Source organism: bacterium (assembly GCA_022616075.1).
Classification (GTDB): domain Bacteria; phylum Acidobacteriota; class HRBIN11; order JAKEFK01; family JAKEFK01; genus JAKEFK01.
On record JAKEFK010000191.1, the window covers coordinates 20,777 to 35,474 of the forward strand.

Consider the following 14,698-nt stretch of genomic DNA (forward strand, 5'->3'; position numbering starts at 1 on the left):
CCTTTAGCTTTTACGGCTACTGGTTGGCATAGGTGTTGCACAACCGGTTTCGGTACACAAAGTACAGTTCCTGGAAAAAAGGAGAAATTTGATGACTTCTCATCAAGAAGGGACGGCAAGACCGCTGTCTGAAGATCGATTGCGCCGGACGCCATCGTATCCTAAGAAAGAGGCAGTTACATCCGTACAAACGAATGCACCGAGACACCAGTTTGCTCTAGTGCAGCAGCTGAAACTCGCATTTCGCGGAGGAGCAGTTGAGTTAATTCCATCCGAACAGTGGAAGACTCTGCGCTGCAACCTCTGCGGGGCCGAAACTCACTTCTATACCAATGACCGCAGAAAGAATACGCCGCTTCCTTCTTGCCTCGACTGTTCGATGCGCAAACCGCAACCGCAAATGGGCTCTAAGGCTTTAATTGGAGACATTCTGCGAAACAACGGCGTGATCGGCATGGATCAAATCCGCTTGATTTTAGAGCGGCAGAAAACCGAGAGCGCATATGGAAAAGTCCGAAGAAAATTTGCAGATTATGCAGTCGAGATGGGACTTTGCACAGTGGAACAGGCAGCTGCCGCATTGACTGAAATCTACCAGTTTGAATACGTCGACCTTCAGGGATACCCTGTAGCAAACGAGCATATCCAACTGCTGGCCAGGGATTTGTGCCATAAACACAAAGTAATTTGCATCGGAAAAAAGAACCAGATTTTCCAAATTGCCATGGTAGATCCAACCGATGAGCAGGCGCTCGTCGCAATCGCACAGATGCTCGAACGGCAATTCATTACACTTACCCCTTTTCTTGCAGACAAAAAAGCCATCGATGACAAGCTCGGCTCGTACGATGAAAAAGGAGTAGAACTTTTGGACGCGCCAACGACAGACAAAGTTCTTGCACTCCGGGGACAACGTCAATCGGTCCTTTCTGCGCGCAACAGGAGCACGACAGCGCTTCAGGGCAAGATCATTGATCAGGATTCCACATTGCCTGATGAGGATATCGAGGAGATTGCAGATATCAGTGAAGAAATTGAGGCACTGCAGACCGTCCTTCCCGAAGATGTGATCCTTGCGGAATACAAGAAGATCCTTGCCGAAGGATTCCGTAGAGGTGCGAGTGATATCCACTTGGAATTCCTGGATCAAAACCGCTTCATGGTAAGGTACCGCATCGATGGAATTTTATATCCACCCAGGCGCATGCCGAAGGACTACGGCAGAATCCTCAACATTGTGAAAGTCGACGGCAACATTGATACAGGCGATAGAGAAGACCAGGTCTACGAAGGATCATTCGCAAAGGGATTCCGGAAAAAGCGATACAGATTGCGCGTGGAATTTCTGCCTACGTTCATCGGAGGAAAGTGCATGCCGAAATGCATTCTTCGGATTTTCGATCCGGACTCTCAAGCTAAAAACCTGGACGAGTTAGGTTTTGATGCGCGCACAAGAGAACTTCTGCAGAAGGCAGCTGCATTTCCCAATGGAATGGTTCTCGTTGCAGGCTCGACCGGAATGGGCAAGTCCACAACGCTTTCGGCGATCATGAGAGAAAAGGCTGAGGACTTCAGGCTCATGATCTACTCGTTGGAAAATCCAATTGAGTACACGGTGCAGGGTGTGAATCAGATCCAGATTGAAACAAGCGCCAAGATGAAGCACCGGAGCTACCACTCGATTCTGCCAGCGATCCAGAGGTCGGATCCAAATGTGGTTCTGGTTGGAGAAATTCGCGACCGAATCACGGCCGCGGCAAGCTATCGTTTAGCGATCGGTGGGAACCTGGTGTTTGGAACGATCCACGCTTCAGATAGTCCAGGAGTCGTTACACGTCTACGCAATTTCCAAATTGAACGATTCCTGATCGGCGATTCCACGCGGCTGATCATTTCACAGCGTCTGGTCCGTAAGCTGTGCAGAGAGTGCAGGACGCGGGTTGTTATATCTGCAAAAGTTATCCGCGATGCGGGCTTCTATTTTCGACCGAACCGCGATGTTGAAGTTTGGGAAGCATCGCGCGAAGGCTGCGATCATTGTACACAAGGATATAAAGGCCGAACCGTGATTGCGGAGGCGATGCCCATTACTCCCCTTCTGCGCGCAATGATTATCGAAGGCAAAGACGAAGGCAAAATACGCCATACTGCAATAAAAGAAGGAATGATCACACTTCGCCAGTCAGGATTGGCTCACGTGCTGGATGGTGTAACATCCATCAGCGAAGTTCATCGCGTAACCGGAGATTTTCCGGATCCAACGATTGAAGTGATGACTTCATCAGAACAGCGGCCAAATTGCGATGGTGAGGACATACTCCAGAATGTGCGTCAACTCCCATTACCTGGAATGCAATGAACTTCAGCAAAATTGTGTAGAGGAGGGAAATCAGAATGGATGGAATGAATGTCGCGCAGAACTTGCTTGACTCTATCCTGCTTTTTGGGAATCAGCAGGGCGCCAGAGACTACTTCTTGATGGCAAATGAATACCCCATCTTCCAAATAGGCAGTGAGTCACGGACCTTTCCTGGCGAAACACCCAAGATTACGCCTGATCATCTGAAAGCCATTGTGGAAGAGACGATCGGCAAAAGCGCACTGTTAAAAGAAAATTTACAGAAGAAACTCTACACAGAATTTTCACATGTTGTACAAGGGGTCGGTCGATACAGATTTCATGTGGGTTACCAGCGCTCGCACTTTGACATCTCTATTCGGCGACTCCTGGATGAAGTCCCGAGTTTCGAAGAATTGAATTTGCCCGGTGATGAAATCAAGGATCTGGCCGAACTGCACAACGGCCTGGTGCTGATCTCAGGCGCGGCGGATAACGGAAAGAGTACGACTCTTGCTGCTCTCGTGGATCATATCAATCAGACAAAACCAGGAAGACGAATCACTATCGTTGAATCCCCCCGAGAGTTCTTCTTCCGGAACAAGCAGTGTTATATCAAGCAAAAGGAAATTGGACGCGACACTATCTCTTACAACGATGCGGGCCGGTCGGCACGGCGAGAGAATACAAACGTTTTGGTTTTCGGCGAAATTTTCAGCGAAGACGCACCCTCCATCCGCGCGGCTATTCAAGCTTCAAACTCTGCCCTGGTTTTCGCAACGATGCATGCCAATAGCGCAAGCGCAGCGATTAATGGACTGATTTACAGCCTTCCTGATGTCGAACGGGAGGAATCGCGGTTGACTCTTTCACAACTTTTGCGCGCCGTCATCTACCAGATTCTCGTTAAGACGTATGATGAAACACTATGGCCCTGCCTGGAAATTCTTCGCAACAATTACATGGTGTCTTCGCTTATCCGAAATAAAGAATGCACTGATGATGGAAAGCCCTTCAAAATAGATGAATATCTCTTTCGCAACGGCCGCGCTGAGGGAATGAAAAGTTTGTTTCACGCCCTGAAGGATCTTGCGGAGTGGGGAATCATTCCACCCGAAGAAGCCATCAAGTATGCAAGAGAAAAACGGGATATGGAGCTCATCTTACTTCACGGCCATTTCAGCGGGATTACGGAAGAAGTTTCGTAGCTAGATTTGTATAACAGTCGTCACGGACTCGGCGAAATATTTTCTTGATTTCAACTCAGTCGATCTGATCAAAAATAATCCCTTCAAATGGTTTGAGATCACGCGGCTGTCCCCAAGAGGAATAGCAGGTTAGGATACCGGAAGCAAGCGCTCGGGAAAAGTAGTGAAAGACCGAGCTTCCGTTTTTATCTCCTTCAGCAAACCTTCTTCTAAGCCCTGGCGGCATTCTAATGAGGGTTCCATCTTTGTACCATTTTCCGTCGATTTGTATGAAGCTATCTTTTCCGAACTTTTCGACCGATGTTTGAGTGACGAGCCGCTTGTTCGCTGCAAAGCTCATAAGATCACTATTGGCCTGAAGAAATAGTACAACTTCGCCTGCAATCAGATCGGCGAGCTGGAGACCGGCTTCTTCGTCCGAAGGTCGATCTGAACTGATGCCCCGGAAATTGTCGTCAAGATATGTACCGAAGCCGCCTGGTGCTTGAAACTTAAGATTCTGAAAGACGGACATATATTCTTCAACGCTCGCGCGAACCGCTTTGTCTTCCCTTTTCTCCCGTGGATCATAAATAACCTGAAAGGAGCTATTTAATGACTTTAGAGTGTTGGCGATTGCACCGACAGGCAGATTCAACAGGCGAGCAATAACCCCAGACTGGCCGGGACCTCTGCTTAGCTGCTTCAATGCCTTAACGGCGCTTGGATACAAAACAGTCAAATAGTCATTCGGTATCTCGTCCGCCCTACCGAGCAGATCTGTCCGAATTTCTTCGAGTATATAAGATCGTACTGGCGTGAAAAATCCACCGACAAATAACCCCCGCGGCAGAAGCATGTTCCGCAAAGTAACGATCAGTTGCCTCCGAAGTTTTAAGCTTGCGCGTTTGAAACTGGAATGTTTGAATTCTTTGAAATCCTCAAATGCGGATTGACCTGAGTTCACATGGAATTCCTGAAAAATCCTTTTTATCTCGTCTTTGACTTCAAGGTATTGATCTTCGGGAAGGCAGGCAGCTGAATGACAAAAATATCCCGCTTCAGCCGACATAGTGTCATCGAAGAACATGAGCGTCGATTCATCAACAAAAACGAGATAGTGCTTTCCGACATATGTATCCAAAACGTGCTGCATTGGCGACCTGCCGTAGGGCGGATTCCTTGGTGCAAGTTGATCCTTCAATGGCTCCTAGCGTGTCTCAGCAAAATCTAGCAGACTGTGACCCGAATTGCATCGTCGAGGCAGGTGGAGAAAAGGAGTATGCGGTTCGGCGGCGCCGCAGCAGTCAGTTTTTTTTCTCTACGGATTTTCTTCCTCTATATGTATGTATGAAAAAACGACAGGCTGTCGTTTCCGACAGCTAGACGTTCCGGATTCTTGGCCTTACATCCCACCACCACCGCCACCACCAATCCACGATAATTCCGCCATGTGAGAAGCAAGGCGTATGGGTGTACCCGCAAAATCTTAGCTCTCGAGATCCCGATCTCAAACACAGGTCGTTTATTTTCAACAAGTTGCATCCCGCCACCCCCCTCCCAGCAACATATACCCGCAAAGCATGAGGAAAGGGACGCGGGACCGCTTGCACAGGCCTGACGGCCTCCGCTGCGCGGCCCCGCTCGTGGTAACTCGGGGTGAGGAGCTTTGTAGAAACCTGTGGTGGTAAGGCGATGAACGAGCTGCGGGGGTTTGTGTCTGCAATATGAGTGGAGGAGTGTAATGCCTAAGACGGTAACGACAAAGTGCACAAGAACGTGGGAGTCGGTTTTTGGCGGTGTTGCGGATGTGGTTGGTGCTGGTTGACGGGTTGATGGCCGAAGCCTGAATTGAGCGATACACCTTTTTGGAGATGCGGGTTTTTGTTTTCAAGTTTCTGAGTTTGAAAAAGGAGGTAGATAACCCATGGGTGACCAACGAAAGAGTGTTCGGATTTTTACCGATGGTGCTTGCTCAGGCAATCCTGGACCGGGTGGTTGGTGCGCTGTCTTGCTTTACCGCGTTGAAGACGGAGAGAAGCAAAAGGTGCTTTGCGGCGGTGCTCCTGACACTACGAATAACCGAATGGAGTTAACTGCCCTTCTTGAGGGTTTGCGGGCCTTGAAAAAGCCGTGTGATGTTACGGTTCTTACCGATTCTCAGAACATTATTGGATGGTTAAGTTCCCCATGGAGTCGGAAAAATGCAGAAATTGCGCGGCTGCTGAATGAGATTGAGAAGGTTGTCCAACTTGGGGACCACAAGCTCGAATTCGTTAAAGTCAGAGCACACTCCGGTGACCCCATCAACGAACACTGTGACCGCATTGCCAAATCGATCGCGCGCAACGGTGGAAAACCATTAGCGGCATAGCGAAGAAAAGTGAGAGGTTATTCGTAAGCCGGCATGTATGGTTTTCGTTTTAAAGATTCTTGAATTGATATTGATTCATCCGGGTGACCTACTGGCTGGACAGCGAGCAAGGAAGACAACTCATCCTGATGAACCTCCTTAGAAGTTCGATGGTCTTTCAGGGACGACTTGGAAATGTTGCCCTGAATGACCAGCCTTTTTCCCTGCAAAATTTTTAACCATTCTCAGAAAGGAGAGCGAGTATGAAGTCACTGAACAGAGTTCAAGAGTTGGGCCATGTGGCCGCAGATCCCGTGATTCGTTTCCTACCTTCGGGAACGCAAACGGCAAACTTCACCGTTGCCACAAACAAGCGGTGGAGAGACAAACAGTCTGGTGAGTTGAAGGAAAGCACGACCTACATCCGCAACGTTGCGTTCGGCCCATTGGCTGAGGTTGCGGGCAAGTATGTCAAGAAAGGAAGCCATGTGATGGTTGAAGGAGAAATCCAGAACCGCGACTATACCGGCCAAGACGGTGTCAAGCGGTACGTCACAGAGGTTCGTATTTCCCAGATCATTTTGCTGGACAAAAAGAACGGCAATGGTTCTGAAGACGCAGCTGGCGAGAACGGAGCCGAGGCTGCGGCGGAGCAGAGCGGATCTGATGAGGACATCCCGTTCTGAGAAAAGCGCCGCGGACTTTGGGGCCTGGGAAAGAGATTTTCTGGGCCCGCACGGTTCTTGATCCGAATGAATACAGCAAAGAAACGGAGGTCAGCATGAGCATCCAGGATATCCGAAGAGCCGGAATTTCAACGTTCCGCATGGCTGAGAAGTGCCCGCAATTTTTCGCGAAGTGGAAAGAAAAACACCGTTTCGAGCGATCGGCAAAGGAAATCAATTTCAGCAGATGGGTGAAAAACGAAGCCAATCGTTTCAGGAGAGCGTCATAAGGGCTCACTCGTGTTCTGCCAGGTAATAAGGAGCAACAGATGGCACACATTTACGTTAAGGGCAATCTTGGAACGGATCCGGAGGTGAGAGTTTCTGATAAAGGAGAGTTTGTCACTTTTCCTCTATATGAAAATGATTTCAGGCGTAGCCAACAGAAACGCGCAACACAGTATCAGGTCGCAGTTTACAGCAGTCTGAAAGACTACTGTCTCAAATACTTGACCAGTGGCTGCAGAGTTTTTGTTGGAGGTAAGTTCCGCGCAAAGAAGGCAGAAAATGGTGCCACATTTCTGCACATCACGCTGGAGGAAGTTGAGCTATTGAAGCGGCCAAACAGATCAAGTGCCGAAGCAAGGGCGTAGCCTATGCCTGCCAGGCATTGCTGGTATTGCAAGACCCCATTCCATTTTTTCGAATTCCTGCACAGAAGATGCGTATTTTGCAGAACGCTGATTTGCGATACGTGCGGACGGTGTTTTTGCGATCTCGAAAGATGGAAGAAGGAAAAGACGAGGAAGGAGCGGCGATTTCGAGCCAATGAGCGGCCTTACTGATCTCTCCCTCTAAGCGGTTCACAGTTTTCGTTTCCAAATCACAAAGCAATCGAAGGAGGATTCGATGGAGAATGACAAGTCGAAATACGTGTATCTTGTCGGCACAAAAGATGGCGCTCCCTATGTGGAAGCTTATCTGGGAAACGGCACAGTCACAGCCTCATTGCGTGAGGTTTGTAAGCTGAAAAAGTATGGCAAGTGGTCTTCGAATCTAGAGGGACAGCCATTTCGGGAATTTCCACGTCCAGCAATCTGCGACTTTGTGGCGAATGTTGAGCCACCGATCGTCATGGACAACCGCACTTTAAGCGCGGAGGAAATGGCCAAGATCATCCGGGAAGCTAACGGCGTTCGGTGGTTCCTCTTGATCCGCTGAGGAGGCATCAGATGAAGGAACGCAAAATGATCGAAATCCACCAGGAGATCAGTTCCCATTTGAATGATGCGGCAATAGTGCAGCTGCTGAAAAGAGATGCACCGCTGCTACTGGAATACATGCGTTTATGGCAGAGGGATCTTGGCGACATAATTCTAGCAAGCACGAAGATTTCACTTTTCAAAAAGGTCGTGGTGCGAGTTGTCAAAGCATTTGGGTTTGGTGACCAGGTTCCGGGCGAGATCCTTTTGGCACTGGTAGCCGGAAACTGCGGTTCCTCAACTGAAGCCCAGTGCGATAGTCACTCTTCCGAGCCATGCAGCAACCGCATCAAGAAATTCGAGATGCGAAGACCGGATCTGCCAAAACAGGAAATCGGAAAGCAGTTTCGGCACTCCTTCAGAAGGCCCAGTCCAAGTTCTGGCTAGATCATTGGAAATGTAGAGGAAAGTATGATTCCTGCTTATACGTTCACGGAACTTGTAGCTCACGCCGGTCATCAGATCCAGATTAGTGCGTCTGGAGAACCTGCAAACCATGTGGCAATCAGATGCACAACCTGCAACGTTACGATCGTGGAATCCAACGCTGAAGAAAAGAGACCGCATGCCGCGGAAATCATCGCCGTTGTCGAAGGCGGATTGCTGCAGGACGTTTACTGCACCCTACCGGCCAAAGTGACGCGAATAGACATTGATCACGGTGCTGATGAGCTTTGTCTCGTTGGACAATTCGAAGCCTCAGCGATTGAGGAGTTCGATCTGGAGGATGATATTTATCCGTCGTTTGCGGCCAACGTGGTGGAACGATTCGGCGAGGCAGAGTTGAATCGGCTCAACGCTTTAACCGAAATCGAGATACGGGAGCGGACATGAGGCCTGGAAAAGCGCAGAAGTGATATCGGTCAGCTACCTTCCTCAAAACCAGAAGTATGTTCCGTTTATCCGAATTGCCGGAGAGTGGCTGCTGTCGTTCGGCTTCGGACGTGAAGATAAAGTGCTTATAAAGGCTGAAAACGAACGCATCGTCATTGAAAAAGTAAAGCCTCAGATTTAGAAATCTCCTGAACTTCCTTTTAAATCCCCGCCCCCAAATTCTGTGCCACATGTTGCTTCCCCTTTGGAGGAACATCAGGACCGGTATCTTGTTCCTGTATGACTACACGCCGAGAGCCGGATTAATGAGAGGTCTCGTTGAGGGCTACAATAGCCTCCCTTACAACTTCAAGACTTATGGTTCGCGCATGCGGGAGATGCATTATGCGGTGTCTGCCGTAAAAGACATCACAGAATGCGACCTTGCCGTGGGAATACCTGGCTCAACGAACACACTCAACAATGTTCAGAGAATCTGCGATCCTTGTTTTCGGTTTCTTCCACTTTGGAGCCGGCCAAGGAAGCACAAAGGCAAGGTTGATTTGAGTCAAGAAAATCAGCGCGTACAGATCGAAGCACGATTTCCGATCGGAGCGCACAAAATACTTCTGGTTGATGATATCGCATCGACGGGTTCCACGATGAGCACTTATGAGGCGATTCTCCGGAGCTACGGAATATGCAACATCGAAAAGTTTTCAATCGCGCACAAGCCGGGCGTTAAACAGTTGGTTGCCGAATTAAAGACCAAGGAGAGTCTATTCAAAATCGGAATAAAAGAGAGATGATTCATGACAAAAGAAGAGAAAGCCGATCTCGCGCTAAAAGTTTTTGACACTGCATATAATGAGACGGAAACGTTTCGCGAAGAAAATATGGGGGCAGATCTTGCCTATCTGATGGGAGCAATTCTCGACACCGGTGAAGTGTCGTATGTCGATTGGTCCAGCGAAGTATACGGAGAAGAACCTCCGGCACTCCTTGAAATCTTGAAGAGAAGTTTTTCAGAAGACTCCACACTCTGGAATTTCATCCTCCTTGATGATGCAAATTCTCACAAGACAGGAGAAAAGAAAAATCTCAAAAAGCGATAATTCTTCACACAAACCTTTGCGTCAGGGTATGCCTTTGACGAAGCACAAATCTTCATTTAGTCTGTCCATGTGAAAATGCCTCGCATAAAGATGGGTACTGTCTTGATGGCATTCTTGCTCCTCATCCCTGGCTATTTCATTTTCGTGACGCTGTGGTTCTTTTATGGTGATTATTCGCAACTAATTCCAGGTAACGTCCGTGTGAGCAGCATGGGAGAATATGCGTTGAGCCCGTCAAATTACACGTACATCCAGGGACAAGGCTCTATCCGCTCTGTATTTATTCTTGGTCCGTTAAAAGAAGAATATGCTTTCCATGTTCTTGTCGAGTTGCTGGCAGGATCTGATTCGGTTCTGAAAAGCGAATCCAAACTAAATGATGGGCCGATAAGTTTTTCCCGGAATTCTTGGTCCGGAGGCACTCTCGAAATCCTCTTCAACGGAAACGAAAAATCATTGGTGTTATGTGCAAAAAACTATGACCTACAAGATGGGAACGTTTTCTTTGTTCGCATAAATTCGCGCGGGGTACCGAAGTGTATTCAGTTGAATCAGACTTTCAGAGGGACGCCCTCCCGGGGAGAAGGTATTCCGAAGAACGATGTCCACACGGTAATTAATATGTATCGATCAGCGTTTCCAAACGATCCCGAAGTACAGCTCTTAAACTTCCTGTATTAATAGTTGCATCTAACGAAGCACATCCTGATCTTGTCCATTCTGTAGTTCCGAAACCAGATTTAAGTAGCAACACCGATCCATCTAACTTGATCCAAACATGTCGCGCTAGTTCTTTCCTGTAATTTTCCTGGCAGCGGCCAGAATCGTCAAAAAGCATTGCTTTCGGATCCGAGATAACTCGCTCTCCGCTTGCACACTGGTAAAGTCTTTAAAATGAAACAGAATCTTTTTTTCATCGGCGATTGCGGAATAGACCTTTCCTTCAAAGTTGTAAAGCTCGGTATCGCAGAACCTATCACCTTGGCTTCCAGGCCGAACCTGTATCATTACGAACGTATTGGCGCCGAGCACCGATCCGATAAGCTTGCAATGTTTACGATCGTAGATGTAATAAGTGCCGATCCCGGCGTTATGGAGTCTTAAAAGGTCAAAGGAGACATACGCATCCCCAAGTTGCTCTTTTGCAAATTTCTCTAAACCTTGAAAACCAGCAATCGGGCAACCTGCCTTTTGGTGCGCAACCGGCCATGCAGGAGGAAGAAAGACAACCTTTGGAGACACGGTGTTTTCGACCGAGGCACCTGAGAAGGCAACCAGCACAAGATCAAAAACAAAGCCAGGATATTCGCTTTCATGACAAGCAGCGCGCAAGACGCTTCCAAATAGAAAAATGATGCAAACATCATTCTACCTTTTATCGATTGGAATTCAGATCTGTTTTATCTGAAGGCATCTGACAAGACGGCTGAAGTTATAGAGCGGAGCAATGCGGTCTCGGTTTTCAGTCTGAAAAAAAAATGAAAACTCAGAGAGGTTGAAGCGTGATGATCAAGGAATTCAAGAAAGCGCGTAAAGTTTCGGTTCCAATCGTAGCCATCAGTACTTTTGATCCGGCAGCCACTATGAGAGGAATCGCGAAATCGTTTAAAGAAGCGCCGGCGCTTGTGTGTTGGGACATCATCCGTGGGTTCAGCCCTGTAAACAAAGCCGGTGAAGAAGCCATCGATTTGATGCTTACTGTTATCGCTCAGAAAAATGTAAGCAAAGGTGCAAACTCATTTTCTGATGCCAACACGGAAAAACCGGATGTATCGTCATTCACGAATCCGGGAGAGGCGTTGGAAGCTGGAGCCGATCTTCCCAGCGGTGCAATTCTGTTTTTCCTGAACGCCCACCGGTACATTAATTTGGAGCCGGTCTCTCAGGGCATCTGGAACCTGCGCGATGTGTACAAGAGAGATGGACGAATGCTTGTCCTCCTCTCGCCCGGCATGACAATACCGCCGGAATTGACCCAGGATCTGATACTTTTGGATGAACAAGTACCAGATGCGGAGCAAGTAAAGGAAATCATCCAGCAGCAATTCAAGAACGCCAGGTTTTCCGAAGCGCCTGATGAAGTTCTCAACAAAGCCGTTGACGCCGTAAGAGGATTATCAACAGCATTTGTTATCGAACAGGTAACGGCGATGAACCTGGACGATCAGACAAAGGGATTAGACCTTGCGAGCCTCTGGAACTACAAACGCAGATTGATCGAAGCCACACGCGGACTCGGTTTTTGGAAAGGCAAAGAAACATTCGTGCAGATCGGAGGACTGGAAAACATCAAGCAATTCCTATCAAGAATACTGAACGGAAAAAATCCGCCCGGAGCGATCGTTTTAGTTGACGAAGGCGAAAAGAGCATCGCTGGAGCAACTAATGTGATCGGAGATAGCTCTGGGGTTTCTCAAGATTTTCTCGGGACGTGGTTGAGATACATGCAGGACACGGATGCCACCGGAATGATTTTCAATGGAGTAGCTGGCGGAGGAAAGTCATTGGTTGCCAAGGCATCGGGCACGGAAACCGGCATCCCTGTGCTCACAATGGATGTCAATGCGATGAAGGATTCTCTGGTAGGCGCCAGCGAAGCGTATTATCGGCAAGCGTTCAAAATTGTAGGTGCAGTAAGCAATGGACGGCCCTTGTTTATTCTCACCTGCAACAATGTAAATTCGCTCCCATCGGAACTCAGAAGAAGATTCACGTTAGGAATCTGGTTCTTTGATCTGCTCAACGCGGAGGAAAGGGACACCATCTGGCAGATATACTTAAGCAAGTTCAACATCTCAGAACAAGTACGCCCAAATGACGAAGGTTGGACCGGCGCGGAAATCAAAACCTGCTGTGATATTGCGTGGCGACTCGATATTTCGCTTCAGGAAGCGAGCAAATATGTCGTGCCGGTGTCGCAGTCGAGTCCGGAAATAGTTGAAGCCATTCGAAGGCTGGCTCACGGGCGTTTTATCTCTGCATCCTGCCGTGGAGTCTACATGCATCCGCGAATCCCGGTTAACAAGCAAGATACCGGTGACCCTCAAGAGACGCGGCTGATACTAACACAGCCCGTAGAAGTATAGATCTTCACAGGCCATCAAACTTCATAAAGGATACCCGAATGCCTTGCAATCTCATCAGACTCACGACAGTTCAATTAACTGCTGCGCATCCGACGCTTCTAAAGAGCGCAGTAGAAAGTCTCGGTTACAAAGTTGAAGAAGTCAACGGCTGCTTGTACTGCTATGGTCACGGTAGAAGTTTTCGCATTGCCAACGGAGAAATAACCGTTGGTGCGAATGATCTTGCCGTTGTTAATGAGGTAAAGCGCGCGTACAGCAAGAAGGTCGTTCAAACAGCCGCGCGAAAGTATGGCTGGAACTTGAAACGGATCCCCGGGAACAAAGTGCGCGCAACCAAGAGGGGGTTATGAAAGAGGATTGGATCGATATTGAGATCCTTGAAGATGGAACGGTGAAGACATCCACTGGCGATGTGGGTCAAGTAAATCACAAGAGCGCAGACGAATTTCTGGAGTTTGTTTCCCGGTTGCTCGGTGGACAGACTTCTGCAACGAAACAGAGACAATCAAGATCAGAGAGCAAAACTAAGCTCGAACAAGAGCGGTAAGGAGGACGATTCATGATTACAGCTGAAATTGCGGAAAATGTGCAGGCATCAGGTCAATTAAGCAACCTGTTAGAAAAGTGCATCCTTTTCCGGCTGGGTATCCGAAGCCTTGGGACAAAGAGGAGCGTATCAAAGGACCAGGTCAGCGTAGATGCAGATAAGCAACGCCTGCACGTCCACAAAACAATTCTTAAGTGCAAAGAAAAGCAGGCGATCGATCGCGAAGACAGGCAGATGAAGTCGTATCTGAAATGGAGATGTCTATCGGTGCCTGAATTCAAATCCAGTATTTTCGCGACAGTTCCGGAGTCTGTTGACGAGGTTGATGCAAAAATCCAGGAATTTATGCAGAAGAGACAACAAATCCTGGTGCCGGAATTCCTGGCAGTGTACACGATGCGAATGCTGGAAGACCAAAGATCGCTCCGCACTCTTTGGAATGCAGGCGACTATCCACCAATTGAAGAAGTAAAGGCAGCGTTTTCCGTGGTGCACGAGTACCGGGAATTCGGAGTTCCTGGAAGACTGGAGAGAGTCTCACCGCTGATTTTTCGGCGGGAAGCTGAAAAGACAAAGGAAATCGTGAGCGAAATTGCCGATCAGTTCGTCGCGGGTCTTACAGAACAAATGCGGGACGTTGTGAATAAAGTGGTTGAGAGTCTCACGCCGGGTCCTGACGGTAAACAGAAGAAGTTTCGCAAAGGCTCGCTGGAGAAGCTCCTGGAGTTCCTGCAGATTTTCAAGGAAAAGAATGTTACAAACGCCAGGGAACTCGAACAAATGGCAGACATCCTGCGACAGCTCAGTGCGGGAATTGATATCAAAGCGCTGCGCAAATCCGAAAGCGCCCGGGAAATCGTCAAGCAGGGTTTTGACAAAGTCAAATCGCAGCTCGATTACATGGTCGAACTTGCTCCCGAACGATTGATCCGATTCGATGATGACGAATGATGGCCCGAATTCATTGTCTGGTCCAGTTTTTCGTTGTCCATGGACACCCGATTTCGATCAGTCGCGCCACTTCACAGTGCTCACTAACTGCCATAGATGCGGAGAGCACACCGATTGCGAGTTGCACTACAGCGGCATCAGTTCCTGGCAAACATTCCGATTCTGTCCGCCCTGCCATCAAGAAGAACACGAATTCGGAACAATGACTCTTGTTATGAAGCAACAGAAACATGGAGAATAGACTCTGCAGGATCTGCGAACTATGGTTAATTCTTCAAAAGAAATGAAGCGCTCCTATTTTTCGAAGGAGCAGGCAGAGGCACAGCTCGGAAAAAGGATCAGAAGTTTGGTAGAGTTTTCCGGCGTGCCAGTGGGAACAAC

Annotated in this window: 19 protein-coding genes; 17 read left to right on the top strand and 2 right to left on the bottom strand. The window is 48.4% G+C overall.

What is annotated here, in order from left to right:
• Positions 1-91 precede the first annotated feature (91 nt).
• Together tadA (L0156_15290) and tadA (L0156_15295) are read left to right on the top strand one after the other, a co-directional pair.
• Complete coding sequence (gene tadA, locus L0156_15290) at positions 92-2,359, top strand: Flp pilus assembly complex ATPase component TadA (protein ID MCI0604360.1); 2,268 nt, start codon at positions 92-94, stop codon at positions 2,357-2,359.
• Positions 2,360-2,394: 35 nt separating this feature from the next.
• Positions 2,395-3,546, top strand: a complete 1,152-nt coding sequence (tadA, locus tag L0156_15295) for a Flp pilus assembly complex ATPase component TadA (protein MCI0604361.1) — start codon at positions 2,395-2,397, stop codon at positions 3,544-3,546.
• 55 nt (positions 3,547-3,601) lie between these two features.
• On the opposite strand, the gene L0156_15300 is transcribed toward tadA (L0156_15295), so the two are convergent.
• Complete coding sequence (locus L0156_15300; protein MCI0604362.1) at positions 3,602-4,681, bottom strand: hypothetical protein; 1,080 nt, start codon at positions 4,679-4,681, stop codon at positions 3,602-3,604.
• A 771-nt stretch (positions 4,682-5,452) separates the two neighbouring features.
• On the opposite strand from L0156_15300, the gene L0156_15305 reads away from it, so the two are divergent.
• The 11 genes from L0156_15305 (at position 5,453) to L0156_15355 (ending at position 10,414) form a co-directional block, all read left to right on the top strand.
• The gene (locus L0156_15305) at positions 5,453-5,899 is read left to right on the top strand and encodes a reverse transcriptase-like protein (GenBank protein ID MCI0604363.1); all 447 of its coding nucleotides are present in this window, start codon (positions 5,453-5,455) and stop codon (positions 5,897-5,899) included.
• Between the two features lie 242 nt (positions 5,900-6,141).
• Positions 6,142-6,564 (top strand): single-stranded DNA-binding protein, encoded by a 423-nt coding sequence (ssb, locus tag L0156_15310; protein ID MCI0604364.1) that lies wholly within the window; start codon positions 6,142-6,144, stop codon positions 6,562-6,564.
• A 95-nt stretch (positions 6,565-6,659) separates the two neighbouring features.
• Positions 6,660-6,833, top strand: a complete 174-nt coding sequence (locus L0156_15315; GenBank protein MCI0604365.1) for a hypothetical protein — start codon at positions 6,660-6,662, stop codon at positions 6,831-6,833.
• 39 nt (positions 6,834-6,872) lie between these two features.
• A complete protein-coding gene (locus tag L0156_15320) occupies positions 6,873-7,196 on the top strand; it encodes a single-stranded DNA-binding protein (GenBank protein ID MCI0604366.1) in 324 nt (107 codons plus the stop codon).
• 256 nt (positions 7,197-7,452) lie between these two features.
• Positions 7,453-7,764 (top strand): hypothetical protein, encoded by a 312-nt coding sequence (locus L0156_15325; GenBank protein MCI0604367.1) that lies wholly within the window; start codon positions 7,453-7,455, stop codon positions 7,762-7,764.
• Positions 7,765-7,775: 11 nt separating this feature from the next.
• Positions 7,776-8,192 (top strand): hypothetical protein, encoded by a 417-nt coding sequence (locus L0156_15330; GenBank protein ID MCI0604368.1) that lies wholly within the window; start codon positions 7,776-7,778, stop codon positions 8,190-8,192.
• 24 nt (positions 8,193-8,216) lie between these two features.
• Positions 8,217-8,639, top strand: coding sequence for a hypothetical protein (locus tag L0156_15335; GenBank protein MCI0604369.1), 423 nt, complete (start codon positions 8,217-8,219; stop codon positions 8,637-8,639).
• A 19-nt stretch (positions 8,640-8,658) separates the two neighbouring features.
• Positions 8,659-8,820 (top strand): type I toxin-antitoxin system SymE family toxin, encoded by a 162-nt coding sequence (locus L0156_15340; protein MCI0604370.1) that lies wholly within the window; start codon positions 8,659-8,661, stop codon positions 8,818-8,820.
• A gap of 49 nt (positions 8,821-8,869) precedes the next feature.
• Complete coding sequence (locus L0156_15345; GenBank protein ID MCI0604371.1) at positions 8,870-9,427, top strand: hypothetical protein; 558 nt, start codon at positions 8,870-8,872, stop codon at positions 9,425-9,427.
• Between the two features lie 3 nt (positions 9,428-9,430).
• Positions 9,431-9,733, top strand: coding sequence for a hypothetical protein (locus tag L0156_15350; protein ID MCI0604372.1), 303 nt, complete (start codon positions 9,431-9,433; stop codon positions 9,731-9,733).
• 75 nt (positions 9,734-9,808) lie between these two features.
• Positions 9,809-10,414 carry a hypothetical protein gene (locus L0156_15355; protein MCI0604373.1) on the top strand — a complete coding sequence of 202 codons (606 nt, stop codon included), beginning with the start codon at positions 9,809-9,811 and terminating at the stop codon, positions 10,412-10,414.
• Between the two features lie 105 nt (positions 10,415-10,519).
• Here L0156_15355 and L0156_15360 read toward each other — a convergent pair whose 3' ends face one another.
• On the bottom strand, positions 10,520-10,975 hold the full coding sequence (locus tag L0156_15360; protein ID MCI0604374.1) for a hypothetical protein: 456 nt from the start codon (positions 10,973-10,975) through the stop codon (positions 10,520-10,522).
• A 260-nt stretch (positions 10,976-11,235) separates the two neighbouring features.
• Between L0156_15360 and L0156_15365 the strand changes: the two genes are divergently transcribed.
• Genes L0156_15365 through L0156_15380 form a run of 4 tightly spaced genes read left to right on the top strand, consistent with a single transcriptional unit; the run spans position 11,236 to position 14,317 of the window.
• Entirely contained in the window at positions 11,236-12,819 is a 1,584-nt protein-coding gene (locus tag L0156_15365; protein ID MCI0604375.1) for a hypothetical protein, read from the top strand.
• A 38-nt stretch (positions 12,820-12,857) separates the two neighbouring features.
• Complete coding sequence (locus L0156_15370; protein ID MCI0604376.1) at positions 12,858-13,169, top strand: hypothetical protein; 312 nt, start codon at positions 12,858-12,860, stop codon at positions 13,167-13,169.
• Entirely contained in the window at positions 13,166-13,366 is a 201-nt protein-coding gene (locus L0156_15375) for a hypothetical protein (GenBank protein ID MCI0604377.1), read from the top strand. Before L0156_15370 ends, L0156_15375 begins: the two co-directional genes overlap by 4 nt.
• A gap of 12 nt (positions 13,367-13,378) precedes the next feature.
• On the top strand, positions 13,379-14,317 hold the full coding sequence (locus tag L0156_15380) for a hypothetical protein (GenBank protein ID MCI0604378.1): 939 nt from the start codon (positions 13,379-13,381) through the stop codon (positions 14,315-14,317).
• The last annotated feature ends 381 nt before the right edge of the window (positions 14,318-14,698 follow it).